Consider the following 12,490-nt stretch of genomic DNA (forward strand, 5'->3'; position numbering starts at 1 on the left):
ATGGAGCTGCATCAACTCGAAGCCTTTTCCGCGGTCATGTCGGCCGGCAGCGTGACCGGCGCGGGCGAATTGCTCGGCCGCTCGCAGCCGGCCGTCACGCGGCAGATCCAGGAGCTGGAAGCCGATCTCGGCTACGCGCTGTTCGACCGGCACGGCCCGCGCGTCACACCGACACGGCGCGCGTTCCTGCTGTACGAGGAAGTCGAGCGCTCGCTGGTCGGCCTGCGCGCGATCGAGGCGCGGGCACGCGCGCTCGGCAACGAAACGGCCGAACCCGTGCGCATCGCGGCAACGCCGTCGCTCGCGGCCACGCTCGTGCCGGCCGCGCTCGCCGCGCTACCCGACGACGCACACGCGCCGCATTACCAGTTGCGCAGCGAATCGGCCGAGCATGTCGTGCACGAAGTGCTGGCCGGCACGGCGGACGTCGGCGTCGTCACGCTGCCGATGGCGCATGCCGGGCTCGACGTGCACTGGATCGCGCAGACCCCTTGCGTCGCCGTGCTGCCCGCCGGCGATCCGCTCGCTGCGAAGCCGTGTATCGCGCTGCGCGATCTCGCACGCCGTCGCATCGTGACGGTCGCGAACCGGCACCGGCTGCGCCAGCGGATCGACGCGGCGTTCGCCGCCGCGCGCGTCGATGCGCGCGTGTTCATCGAAACCAATGCGTCGCTGAATGCGGTGATGGCCGCGCGCGCGGGCATCGGAATCGGCATCGTCGATCCGGCGACGGGCGTCGCGCTGCCGGTGGACGGCGTCGTCGCACGCCCGCTCGACGTCGACATCCCGTTCGCATTCGGCGTCGCAACCCCGGCGGGCAAGCCGCGCACGGCCGCCGTCGATGCGCTGCTCGACGCGCTGCATCGCACGACGCGCGCACTGCTCGACGACGTGATCTTTCACGACGCCGCCGCGCACGATGCGCTGCTGCGCGGCGACCGGCTGCGCAGCGAGCGGGCGGCACGCCCGCCACGCGCCGCACGTGCGCGCCGCACACGACCGGAGGCCGCGTGACGACACCGCTCGACGCACTCGAAGCACGGCTCGCGCAGGATCTGCGCTGGCTCGACCTGCCCGCGCCGTCGTGGGTGCCGCCGCGCGAAGCGGACGGCGCACGCGTGCTCGACGTCGCGATCGTCGGCGGCGGCATGGCGGGGCTCGCGGCATCCGCCGAACTGCGCCTGCTCGGCATCGACAACCAGTGCGTGATCGACCGCGCGCCGGCCGGTTATGAAGGCCCGTGGGTCACGTTCGCGCGGATGGAAACGCTGCGTTCCCCGAAACAACTTGCCGGCCCCGCGCTCGGCCTGCCCGCGCTGACGTTCCGCGCGTGGTTCGAAGCGCAATTCGGCCGCGACGCGTGGGACGCGCTCTACAAGATTCCGCGCACGCAATGGATGGACTACCTGCGCTGGTATCGGCGCGTGCTCGACCTGCAGGTGCGCAACGACACGACGCTCGTCGCGCTGCGCCCGCGCGACGACGGCCTGCTCGCGCTCGACGTGCGCGGCAACGGCGAGGCGCAGACGCTGCTCGCGCGGCACGTCGTGCTCGCGACCGGCCGTGACGGTCTCGGTGGCCCGTATGTACCGCCCGTCGCGCAACGCGCACCGCGCACGCGCTGGGCCCATTCATCCGAGCCGATCGACTTTGCGGCGCTCGCAGGCAAGCGCGTTGGCGTAGTCGGTGCGAGCGCGTCCGCATTCGACAACGCGGGCACCGCACTCGAAGCGGGCGCCGCGCGCGTCGACCTGTTCTTCCGCCGCGCGGACATCCCGCGCATCAACAAGCTGACCGGCATCGGCAGCCCGGGGCTCGTGTACGGCTATGCCGATCTCGACGACGCGACGAAGTGGCGCTTCATGCACTACGCGCTGACGTCGCAAACGCCGCCGCCGCGCGACAGCGTGCTGCGCGTATCGCGCCACGCGCATGCGCATTTTCATGCGGGCAGCCCGATCGAGACGCTTGCCGGCCACGCGGGCGGCCTCGATGTGACGACGCCGCGCGGACGTTACACGGTGGACTTCCTGATTTTCGCGACCGGCTTTCATTCGGACTGGACGACGCGCGCGGAATTCGCATCGTTCGGCGCGCACGTGCGGCGCTGGAAGGATCGCTATCGACCGGAACCGGATCTGCGGCTCGACGAGCTTGCCGAGTCACCCGACCTCGGCCCCGCGTTCGCGTTCCAGGAGCGCGAGCGCGGGGCATGCCCGGCCGTCACGCGTATCCATTGCTTCAACCATGCGGCGAGCCTGAGCCACGGCAAGCTGTCCGGTGATATTCCGGCGATCAGCGCGGGCGCGAAGCGGCTGGCGCGCGGTATCGCGAGCCGGCTGTTCGACGCCGACCGCGACCGCCACTACGACGCGCTCGTTGCTTACGCGAATGCCGAACTGCAAGGCGACGAATGGCGCGACGCCGATGCGTGACCGCGCGCCATCGATCACACCGACGAAGAAGGAAAAACGAAACGATGACTGATTCCATCACGCCGGCCGCCGTGCCGGATACGATCGACGCGGTCGCGGGCCTGCGCGACGGCGACGCCGTCGCCGCGCTGCGCCGTGCACGCGCCAAGGTGCTGCTGCATACGCAGTTGAGCGAAGCCGCGTTGTTCGATCCCGCATTGCCCGATCTTTCGCTGGTCGAGCGGCTGCATGCGGCAAGGTACGTCGCGCGGAAGTCGAATGCATCCGCGCTGGCCGACACCTATCGCGCCCGGCTGCTCGACGCGGGCGGCTCGGCCGGCGACATCGAACAGGCCGATGCCGACGCGTTCGACGCACTGCCGCAACGCGTTGGCGCGATCCTCGCGCACGCGAAGCGCCTGGCGCTCTCCCCTGTCGATGCGCGCGCATCCGATCTCGACGCGCTGAAGTCGGCCGGCCTCACGACGCCCGCGATCGTCGCGCTGTCGCAGCTCGTGGCGTTCGTCGCCTATCAGTTGCGCGTCGCCGTTGCCGCCCGTGCGCTTCAGGCACGCAAGACCAGGGAGGCTGCATGACGACGGCAACCCACGGCTTCACGTCCGACACGCTCGGCTGGCGCGCCTGGCTCGACACGGTCTCGCTCGATGCGGCGACGCCCGATCAGCTTGCGGTGCTCGAAGCGAGCCACCCGCAGGCGAAGACGTCCGACTACTACCTGCTGCTCGTCCATCTGCCCGAGATCCTGCGACAACGCTCGGGCGTGTTCAACGCGATCATGTACGGTCCCGGCGGACTCTCACGCGCCGAGCGCGAACTGGCCAGCACGGCCGTATCGCGCGTGAATGGCTGCGTGTATTGCGCGTCGGTGCATGCGCAGCGCTTCGCGCAACTCGCGAAACGCACCGATGCGATCGAGCAGGTGTTCGACGATCCGGCGACGGCCGGCACGACGACGCGCGAACGCGCGATCGTCCGTTATGCGATCGCATTGACCGAACGCCCCGACGCGATCGACGAACGCGCCATCGCGGCGCTCGAAGCCGAAGGGCTGACGCACGAAGAGATTCTCGACCTGTCGCACGCGGTTGCGATCTTCGCGTGGGCGAACCGGCTGATGCTGACACTGGGCGAACCGGTGTTTCCGGAACCGGCGGCCAGCGCCTGACTGCACGGAAAGACGGGCTGCGGGCCCCGCCCGCGTTACGCCTTGTGCGTCGACAGCAAGATACTCGTCTCGGTATTCGCGATCCCGTCGATCAGCCGGATCGCACCGAGCACGCGATCGAAGTGCTCGAGCGAATCGGCATGCAGCTCGGCGACGAGATCCCAGCGCCCGTTCGTGCTGTGGATCGACGCGACGTTCGGATGCCCGCGCAGCACCTTCACCACCTCCGCGCCGCGATTGCCCTGCACCGCGATCGACATCAGCGCGCGGATCCGGTGGCGTTCCGCCGCCGGCTTGAGCCGCACCGTATAACCGACGATCACGCCGTTTTTCTCCAGCCGCGTCAGCCGGTTCTGCACGGTCGCACGCGCGACGCGCAATGCTTTCGCCAGCGCGACGACGGGCAGTCGCGCGTTGTCGCGCAGCAGTGCGATGAGCTGACGGTCGACGTCGTCGAGCGTGATCATGAACGGGCTTCCAGTTGAGCGTGAGCCGGCCGCCAGCGTGCCGGAGACTGCGCATTCCGACCAGCGCAAACCGGACACATTGCCGGAATGGGCTGGCAATTTGCCAAGTCTATCGAGAAATCTGCCACTTTTGCTGTCTTTTTGTTGGCTCGACTCACGGAAATAATGACTCCATCGACCGGCCGACCACGCCGCGCCGAGGCTTTTCCAGGAAGCCCGGACGCGCGCCGAAGCCCCGCCCGGTCGACCAGAACGCCAGGACACCCGTACCGGCACTGAATATGGAGACAGACCGATGACCCGCTTCCTCGACGTTCCCGCCACCGCCCGCCTGATCGCCAGGACCGGCGTGACGACGTTCCTGCGCGAACTCGTCGACACGCTGCGCGCCGATTACCTGCACTGGGCCGATTTCGACAAGTCGCCGCGCGTCGCCTGCCATTCGCGCGACGGCGTGATCGAGCTGATGCCCGTCGCGAACGCGTCGCTGTTCGCGTTCAAGTACGTGAACGGCCACCCCGTCAACGCGGCGCGCGGCATGCACACGGTGATGGCGTTCGGCGCGCTCGCCGAAGTCGATACCGGCTACCCGCTGCTGCTCGCCGAACTCACGCTCACCACCGCGCTGCGCACGGCCGCCACGTCGGTGCTCGCCGCCCAGCTGCTGGCGCGGCCCGATTCGCGCAAGATGGCGCTGATCGGCAACGGCGCGCAGAGCGAATTCCAGGCGATCGCGTTCCACACGCTGCTCGGCATCGACGAAATCCGCGTATTCGACGTCGATCCGCTCGCGACCGACAAGCTCGTGCAGAACCTCGCCGCGTATCCGGCGTTGCGCGTCGTGCGCGCGGCATCGACCGCCGACGCCGTGCGCGGCGCCGACATCGTGACGACCGTCACCGCCGACAAGGCGTACGCGACCATCGTCACGGCCGACATGATCGAGCCCGGCATGCACCTGAACGCCGTCGGCGGCGATTGCCCCGGCAAGACCGAGCTCGAAGCGGGCGTGCTGCACGCAGGCCGCGTGTTCGTCGAATTCGAGCCGCAGTCGCGCATCGAAGGCGAGATCCAGCAGATGCCGGCCGACTTCCCCGTCACCGAACTGTGGCGCGTGCTGCAACGCGAGACGACCGGCCGCGAACGCGCGGATGAAGTCACCGTGTTCGATTCGGTCGGCTTCGCGCTCGAGGATTACTCGGCGCTGCGCTACCTGTACGCGCTCGCGCAGCAGCACAACGCGGGCGTCGAGATCGCGCTGATTCCGCCGGCCGTCGATCCGAAGAACCTGTTCGCGCTGATCGACGACCCCGCTGCGATCGCGCAGGGTCACGCTGCGTTCGTGACCGAAGCCGTCGCCGCGTTCGCGCGCTGACCGTCATCCGCGGGCGGCCCGTGCGCCGCCCGTTTTCCTGCCCTTCGCTCCTGCCTTTCATGAATCTCGTATCGATCCAGGCGCCGGCCGCCGTCGTGATGATCCGGCCGCACCGCTTCCTGCCGAACCCGCAGACCGCGGCCGACAATGCGTTCCAGCGCACGGCCGGCGGCGGCGCGGGCGACACACCGTCGGTATCGGCCGCCGCGCGCGACGAAGTCACGGCCGCCGCGCAGACGCTTGCCGACGCGGGCGTGCGCGTGCACGTGTTCGACGACCACGGCGAGCGCGACACGCCCGACTCCGTGTTCCCGAACAACTGGTTCTCGACGCATCCGGGCGGCCATGTCGCGCTGTTTCCGATGTACAGCCCAAACCGCCGCCGCGAGCGGCGCGCGGACGTGATCGAGATGCTGAAGGCCGAGTATCGCGTGCAGGACGTGATCGACTACTCGGGGCTCGAATACGACGACGTGTTTCTCGAAGGCACCGGCGCGATGGTGCTCGACCACGTCGCACGGATCGCGTACACGGCGCGTTCGCGCCGCGCCGATCCGGTCGCGCTCGAACGCTTCTGCACGAACTTCAATTTCGAGCCGATCTGCTTCGATACCGCCGATGCGAGCGGGCGGCCGATTTATCACACGAACGTGATGATGAGCGTCGCGACCGAATTCGCGATGGTCGGCCTCGACCTGATCGCCGACAGCCGGCGCCGCGGCGAAATCGCACAACGCCTGACCGAAACGGGACGCGCGGTGATCGCGCTCGATCAATCGCAAATCGAGAATTTCGCCGGCAATACGCTGGAACTGTCGGGCAAGGATGGCCGCGTGCTCGCGCTGTCGCGACGTGCGTTCGATTGCCTCACGCGCGACCAGCGAACGGTGATCGAACGCTCCGCGCGGCTGCTACCGCTCGACGTGCCGACGATCGAACTGGCCGGCGGGTCGGTGCGCTGCATGCTCGCGGGGATTCATCTCGCGCGGCGTCATGCGGCGCACGATGCGCCGGAAATCGAAGCAGTGGACCGGCAACGCGAAGCGGAATCGCACGCCTGAAGGGAAAGCGCATCGGCCTCACGTTACCGCCGATGCAACCGGATGCTTCGACCTGCGAACGAGGCCGAAGCATCCTGCACGCCGTTCAAACGGCCAGCAGCTTCAATCCGGCCGGCAATGTCTCGCCGAACACGCGCACCGTATCGGCTTCGTCGAATGCGATCGCTTCACGCACCATGTCGATCCAGGCCGACGATGCATTCGCAGCCGACAGGCGCTTGATGACCGCCTCGCGCATAGCGTCGGGCAAATCGCGCGAACGATCGCCGGTCATCCGCGCAATCTGTGCGGCCGCGAACGCGGCCGGCTCGACCTGTTTCCAGTCGAGCGCGAACAGCGCATCGAGCCAGCCATTGGCCACTTCCGCCGGCACGACACTGTGCGCGCTGCCGTAGAACGGCCGGCGCGCACCGATCCGCCCGAGCGCCCACGCGCAAAGCGCACGCTCGGCCGGCTTCTGCAGTTGCGCGATCAGGCGCTCGGCCAGTTCGACCTTGCGCTCGACCGGCAACCGTTCGAGCGACGCGGACAGCCGTGTCATGTCGGCCGGGCCGACCTTGCCCGGATCGAACGGCAGCTTGCGGCGCTTGTCGTCCGACGGTTCGAGGAACGCGATCGCGTCACGCACCTGCGTCTGCGCATCGTCGTCGAGGCCGCCGGCCACGCGCCGCCACAGCGTCCACCACTCGGACCACACCTGTCCGTCGGTCACGTATTGAATCCCGTCGTCGAACAGCGGCCACAGCTGCTCGATGCGCCATGCATCGAGCGGATGACCGAAACCCGGACGCAGGCAATATCCGGCAAGGTTCAGCCACGCGCGTTCGTGATCGGCCGAGCGGCGTCGGCGCCGTGCGCGCGCGAGCAACGCGTCGAACAGTTCGCGCGCGAGCGCCACATCCCACGCTTCGCGCGCGCCGAGCACGTGCTCAAGTTGTACGCGTAACCGGCGCGTGTCCTTCGGCGTCACGTCCGCGGCCTTGCTGCCGAACGAGCGCTCGATCAGCTCGATCGCCTGGTCGAGCCGCGGATGCCGCGCGGGCCCGGCATCGTCGCCTTGCACCGGCGCATCGCCGCGCAACTGGAATTCGAGCCGCCAGCGGCGCGCCGCGTCGTCGGTCGCGATGCAGTGCATTTCGAGCGTGCCGACCTCCGTCAGCGACGCGGTGAGCTTCACCGGCGTTTCGCGTGCGTCGCTGCCCGCCTTTGCGTCGACGACCGTCGCGATCGGCGGCAGCCGCACGAAATCGCCGCCGTCGAGATCGACGAGATCGCCGGGTTGATACTTCGTCTCGGCCACCGTCGACACGAGGTGGAAACGCACCGGCTGTCCGAGCTGCAACGCGAACGTGCGATCGTCGAGCCGGATCTCGCGGCCCTCTTCCGTACCGCGCGGCAGCAGGCAGACGCCGCGCGCGGCCGAATCGGCCGCACCGTCGTCGAGCACAAGGAAATAGCTGCGCGCGGAGCCGCCGCCGATACGGGGCGCATGCCCGGCTCGCGCGAGCCCGTATGCGACGGCACCACGCGCGACGGCCACATCCGGATGCGCGTTGTGCAACACGTCGAGCGGCGCGCCGCGCCACGCGCCGAGCGTCTGCGCGAGACGGCCGGCGAGCGCGCCCGCGCGGAACACGCCGCCGTTGAGCAGCAGCGTGTCGGGCAGCGGGCCTTCCGCATGACGGTTCAGGAATGCGGCGACGTGCCGCGTGACGGCCGCGTCGCTCGCATACGGCAGCCCGAATTCGACGATCGCCGCGCGCGCACGGCGCGGCAGCTCGCCGGCTTCGACCTGCGGAAAGAAACCGTCGACGACGATCTGCTCGACTTCCTGCCGCGTCAGTTCGGCCGAGCGCGCGCCGCCGACGAGCTTGCTGCCCGCGCCGAGCAGCGTGACGGTGACGGACGCCGGCGCGTCGTCGCCGAGCAGCCGCTCCTTCGCCGCGCGGCAGCGCTCGACGAGCTGCGACAGGCTCGCGGCCGACAACCGCGTGCCGGGCTCGGTCAGCCGCGTTTCGACCAGGCGCGCAAGCGCGAGGTCCATGTTGTCGCCGCCGAGCATCAGGTGATTGCCGACGCCGACGCGTGTAAACGCCGGCTCGCCGTCGTCGCCTGGCGCGACATCGACGAGCGTGAGGTCGGTCGTGCCGCCGCCGACGTCGCAGATCAGCACGCGCCGCGCGGCGGCAAACGTATCGCGCAGCGTGTCGCGCTGACCGTACAACCAGTCGTAGAACGCGGCCTGCGGCTCTTCCAGCAGCCGCAGCGCGGGCAGCTTCGCGCGCCGCGCGGCCTCGATCGTCAACGCGCGCGCGCCGTCGTCGAACGACGCGGGCACCGTCAGGATCACGTCCTGCTGCGCGAGCGGCGCATCGAGAAAGCGCGCGTTCCACGCATCGCGCACATGCGCGAGATAGCTTGCGCTCGCATCGACCGGCGACACCTTGTCGACGCCGTCGGCCGCGCCCCACGGCAGGATCGCCGCGAGCCGGTCGACCGCTGCGTGCGACAGCCAGCTCTTCGCGCTCGACACGAGCCGGCCCGGCACCTGCGCGCCGAGCGTGCGCGCATAGCGGCCGATCACGGCCGGCGGCACACCGGCGGCGTTCGCCTTCGCATCGGCCGCCCACGGCAGCCGCAACGCGTCCGGCGGCAATTCGCCGGCCGCCGGGTGATAGCGCACCGACGGCAGCAGCGGCTGCGCGGCCACCGCGCCGGGGCCGACCAGTTGCTCGACGTCGAATACGCGGATCGCGTCGGAACCGGCCTCGACGTACGCGACGACCGTATTGCTCGTGCCGAGGTCGATGCCGACCGTATAACGCTTCATCGCGCTCAGGCGGCGCCGCGCACGTCGAACTCGACCTTCCAGCGCTCGTTCGTGCCGCTCGGGATCGCCTCGAGTTCGAGCGTGCCGGCTTCGGTCACGCGCGCATGCAGCTTCACGGGCACGACTTCGCCGACCGTGCGCCCTTCGGCGGGCAGCGTCGCCTGGATTTCTTCCAGTTCCTGCAGCTCTTCCGGCGACCAGTAGTCGAGCAGCGTGCCGACCTGATCCTGGCGGCGCACCGACGAACCGAAGAAGCGGAACTGCACCGGTTCGCCGACGACGAGGCCGAACTCCTGCGGCGGCAGCGCCGCGTCGGAGCCTTCCTCCATCCCGAACGGCGCGACGCACAGCGCCTGCACCGGCGGTTCGAGCCCCGGCACCGCGGGCATCGCCGACTCGATCGCGACGTAGTACGCACGCGCCGTGCCGCCACGAATGCGCACGCCGCGGCCGCGCTTCACAAAGCCGTAGTACGCCGCGCCGCGCGCGACCGCGAGGTCGAGATCGGCGCCTTCGAGCAGGCGCGCGGGCGGCGCGCCTTCGGCGGCCAGCCAGCTGTTGAGCGTATCGAGCACGCGCTGCGTGAGCAGCGTCGACTTGAACACGCCGCCGTTGAACAGCACGGCGGTCGGATGCAGGAACGTCGCGCCCTGCGGCAGCGTGCGCTGCACGCCTTCGAGCGAGTCGAGCGCCGCGACCTGGCGGCCGAGGAACGCCGCGAGATGGCGCGTGATGCCCGCGTCCTGCGCATACGGCAGGCCGAGCTGCGTCAGGCCGACCCGCGCGCGGCTCACCGGGCGCGCAGCGGCATCGACCTGCGGGAAGAAGCCTTCGAGGATCGTCTGCGTGAGTTCGGCGCGCGTGAGCTCCGTGCGGATCGAGCCGCCGATCAGCTTCGAGCCGCGGCTCGGCACGACGAGCGGCACCGCATCGGCTGACGGGTCGGACAGCAGCGTTTCCTTCGCGGCGCGGCACGCGTACGTGAGCGCGCGCAGTTGCCACGGATCGGCTTGGGTGCCCTGCTGCGCGAGCTTGCGTGCGACCACGTGCGCGAGCGCGAGGTCCATGTTGTCGCCGCCGAGCAGGATGTGCTCGCCAACGGCCACGCGATGCAGTTCGAGATTGCCGTCGCGCTCGACCACCGCGATCAGCGACAGGTCGGTCGTGCCGCCGCCGACGTCGACGCACAGGATCAGGTCGCCGACCTGCACCTGCTTGCGCCAGCCGCCCTGGCTCTTCTGGATCCAGCTGTACAGCGCGGCCTGCGGCTCCTCGAGCAGCGTCATCCGCGAGTAGCCGGCGGCGCGTGCCGCCTCGGCCGTCAGTTCGCGCGCGGCCGGATCGAACGACGCGGGGATCGTGACCGTTACGTCCTGGTCGGCGAACGGCGCGTCGGGATGCGCGTGGTCCCACGCTTCGCGCAGGTGCGTCAGGTAGCGAATCGAGCTTTCCAGCGGCGACACGCGCGACACCTCCGGCGGCGCATCGCTCGGCAGGATCGCCGCGCGGCGGTCGACGCCGGGGTGGCACAGCCAGCTCTTCGCGCTCGACACGAGGCGGATCGGCGTGCCGGCGCCGCGCGTGCGTGCCATTTCGCCAACCGCGAAGGCGCGCGATGCCGTCCACGGCAGCGTCAGGTCGCCCTGCGTCAGTTCGCTTTCATGCGGCAGATAGAGGAACGACGGCAGCAGGTCGCGCGATTCCAGCGCGCCGGGCGCGGTCAGCTGCGCGATCGGCAGCACTTGCTGCGTGATCTTTTCGCCGTCGCTTGCGCTGCTGTCGACATACGACAGCGCGCAGTGGGTCGTCCCGAGGTCGATACCGATCGAATAGCGCGGATCGCTCACAGTTCCACCTCCGCCGGTGCGACCACCGAAGCGTCGTGGCTGCCCGTCAGCTTCGGCAGGCGCACGTCGGCCACACGCCAGCCGCGATGGCTGACCGTGCCCGTGAACGGCGCCGAGCCGACCACGTTGCCCGTCACGCGCACAGCCGTCGCGTCGAAGCCGGCCGGCAGCGTCACGCGGCTGCCTTCCGCTTCATCGCGCACCGGCACGATCGTGAAGTGTTCGCGCAGCGCAGCGCGGCAGCCGTCGTGCACGAGGCGAGCGGCGGCACCGATGTCGGCGTCCGCGTAGCCGGCGATGTCTTCCTCGACGAAATCGATGAAGCGCGCATCGCGCTGCAGCAGACCGAGCAGTTGCAGCGCAGCCTGCGGGCTCGCTTCGCGCAGCTCGGGCGCCGGCGCCTTCACGGGTGCGGGCGCCGGTGCAACCGGCACGGCAGCCGGGGCCGGGGTCGGCGCGACCGGCGCCGGGGCGCCATCGCGGACGCGCAGCACGCCGGCCGCGAACTCGCGGTTGCCGAGCACGGAGAAGAACGTGCCGACGGCCAGCGACAGCCGGCCGAAGAAGGACAGGTTGGATTCGGGCATGGGGTCTGGACTCCTGTGGGCTCGCGACATGGCGAGCGATCTTGCCTGGGCGCCGGGCGGCGGCGTGCGGATTGCGCACTGCCGCCGCCCGGCGCGTGATTCGGTCGCGCCCTCGCGGGTGCGGAAAACCCGTATTTTGCCCTGTGGCGGGCGAACCGGGCAGAAGTTGGGGGACAGAACATCGCGGCACGGCAGTTTCAGCCGCGCCGGATCGCACGTCAGGCGCGAGCGACCGCGATGCTGCGATGCGTCAGCGCGGCTGGCGCAGCCGGGCCGCCTTCGCCTCGAAATCGCGCGACAGCATGCCGAGCGTGACTTCGCCGAAGCGCGCCAGCAGCGATGCTTCGGCATCCTTCAGCGTGGCCGACAGATGTGCGTTGACGGCCTGTTCGACCAGGCATTCGGGCTCGTCCTCCGGCACCAGGTCGGAAAACAGCGGCGGCTCGCCCACCGCGCGATAGACGTCGAGCAGCGTGATGTCGTCGAGCGCGACGCTCAACGCCCAGCCACCGCCGTGCCCTTTCTCCGACTGCACGTAGCCGCCATCGCGCAGGCCGCCGAGCAAGCGCCGCACGACGACCGGATTCGTGCACAGCATCGTCGCGATCGTCTCCGACGTCAGCGGGCCGTCGGCCTGGTCCATGTGGATCAGCGCATGCAGCATGCGCGACAAACGGCTGTCGGTTCTCACGGGCGGCACTCCCCTCTCTCGAAACTTCTGAA

The 12,490-nt window shown here is 69.8% G+C and carries 11 protein-coding genes; 6 read left to right on the forward strand and 5 right to left on the reverse strand.

Annotation, left to right across the window (positions count from 1 at the left end):
• Genes ACWMMN_RS29140 through ACWMMN_RS29155 form a run of 4 tightly spaced genes read left to right on the forward strand, consistent with a single transcriptional unit; the run spans position 1 to position 3,600 of the window.
• Positions 1 to 1,014 carry a LysR family transcriptional regulator gene (locus ACWMMN_RS29140; RefSeq protein WP_059237581.1) on the forward strand — a complete coding sequence of 338 codons (1,014 nt, stop codon included), beginning with the start codon at positions 1 to 3 and terminating at the stop codon, positions 1,012 to 1,014.
• Positions 1,011 to 2,435, forward strand: a complete 1,425-nt coding sequence (locus ACWMMN_RS29145; protein WP_486423488.1) for an NAD(P)-binding domain-containing protein — start codon at positions 1,011 to 1,013, stop codon at positions 2,433 to 2,435. The genes ACWMMN_RS29140 and ACWMMN_RS29145 overlap by 4 nt, the downstream gene beginning before the upstream one ends.
• Positions 2,436 to 2,479: 44 nt before the next feature.
• Entirely contained in the window at positions 2,480 to 3,010 is a 531-nt protein-coding gene (locus ACWMMN_RS29150) for a CMD domain-containing protein (RefSeq protein WP_342705760.1), read from the forward strand.
• Positions 3,007 to 3,600 (forward strand): peroxidase-related enzyme, encoded by a 594-nt coding sequence (locus tag ACWMMN_RS29155; protein ID WP_340625302.1) that lies wholly within the window; start codon positions 3,007 to 3,009, stop codon positions 3,598 to 3,600. Before ACWMMN_RS29150 ends, ACWMMN_RS29155 begins: the two co-directional genes overlap by 4 nt.
• 35 nt (positions 3,601 to 3,635) lie before the next feature.
• Here the strand turns inward: ACWMMN_RS29155 and ACWMMN_RS29160 are convergent, their stop codons facing one another.
• A complete protein-coding gene (locus tag ACWMMN_RS29160; protein WP_059237585.1) occupies positions 3,636 to 4,067 on the reverse strand; it encodes an Lrp/AsnC family transcriptional regulator in 432 nt (143 codons plus the stop codon).
• A gap of 295 nt (positions 4,068 to 4,362) precedes the next feature.
• On the opposite strand from ACWMMN_RS29160, the gene ACWMMN_RS29165 reads away from it, so the two are divergent.
• On the forward strand, positions 4,363 to 5,442 hold the full coding sequence (locus ACWMMN_RS29165; RefSeq protein ID WP_059237586.1) for an ornithine cyclodeaminase: 1,080 nt from the start codon (positions 4,363 to 4,365) through the stop codon (positions 5,440 to 5,442).
• A gap of 59 nt (positions 5,443 to 5,501) precedes the next feature.
• A complete protein-coding gene (gene ctlX, locus ACWMMN_RS29170; protein ID WP_486423489.1) occupies positions 5,502 to 6,503 on the forward strand; it encodes a citrulline utilization hydrolase CtlX in 1,002 nt (333 codons plus the stop codon).
• A gap of 85 nt (positions 6,504 to 6,588) precedes the next feature.
• Here ctlX and ACWMMN_RS29175 read toward each other — a convergent pair whose 3' ends face one another.
• From ACWMMN_RS29175 to ACWMMN_RS29190, 4 genes are all read right to left on the reverse strand, one after another.
• Complete coding sequence (locus ACWMMN_RS29175) at positions 6,589 to 9,333, reverse strand: Hsp70 family protein (RefSeq protein ID WP_486423490.1); 2,745 nt, start codon at positions 9,331 to 9,333, stop codon at positions 6,589 to 6,591.
• Positions 9,334 to 9,338: 5 nt separating this feature from the next.
• A complete protein-coding gene (locus tag ACWMMN_RS29180) occupies positions 9,339 to 11,180 on the reverse strand; it encodes an Hsp70 family protein (protein ID WP_059237589.1) in 1,842 nt (613 codons plus the stop codon).
• Positions 11,177 to 11,767 (reverse strand): DUF2760 domain-containing protein, encoded by a 591-nt coding sequence (locus ACWMMN_RS29185; protein WP_256086739.1) that lies wholly within the window; start codon positions 11,765 to 11,767, stop codon positions 11,177 to 11,179. Before ACWMMN_RS29185 ends, ACWMMN_RS29180 begins: the two co-directional genes overlap by 4 nt.
• 250 nt (positions 11,768 to 12,017) lie before the next feature.
• The gene (locus tag ACWMMN_RS29190) at positions 12,018 to 12,458 is read right to left on the reverse strand and encodes an RrF2 family transcriptional regulator (RefSeq protein WP_174992863.1); all 441 of its coding nucleotides are present in this window, start codon (positions 12,456 to 12,458) and stop codon (positions 12,018 to 12,020) included.
• Positions 12,459 to 12,490: the final 32 nt, after the last annotated feature.

This window comes from Burkholderia cepacia complex sp. TUM26381 (assembly GCF_057439935.1).

Excerpts from the sequence above, each read along its gene's own strand:
- ACWMMN_RS29140 (WP_059237581.1), top strand. The coding sequence starts at position 1 with ATGGAGCTGCATCAACTCGAAGCCTTTTCCGCGGTCATGTCGGCCGGC.
- ACWMMN_RS29150 (WP_342705760.1), top strand. The coding sequence starts at position 2,480 with ATGACTGATTCCATCACGCCGGCCGCCGTGCCGGATACGATCGACGCG.
- ACWMMN_RS29155 (WP_340625302.1), top strand. The coding sequence starts at position 3,007 with ATGACGACGGCAACCCACGGCTTCACGTCCGACACGCTCGGCTGGCGC.
- ACWMMN_RS29160 (WP_059237585.1), bottom strand. The coding sequence starts at position 4,067 with ATGATCACGCTCGACGACGTCGACCGTCAGCTCATCGCACTGCTGCGC.
- ACWMMN_RS29165 (WP_059237586.1), top strand. The coding sequence starts at position 4,363 with ATGACCCGCTTCCTCGACGTTCCCGCCACCGCCCGCCTGATCGCCAGG.
- ctlX (WP_486423489.1), top strand. The coding sequence starts at position 5,502 with ATGAATCTCGTATCGATCCAGGCGCCGGCCGCCGTCGTGATGATCCGG.
- ACWMMN_RS29175 (WP_486423490.1), bottom strand. The coding sequence starts at position 9,333 with ATGAAGCGTTATACGGTCGGCATCGACCTCGGCACGAGCAATACGGTC.
- ACWMMN_RS29185 (WP_256086739.1), bottom strand. The coding sequence starts at position 11,767 with ATGCCCGAATCCAACCTGTCCTTCTTCGGCCGGCTGTCGCTGGCCGTC.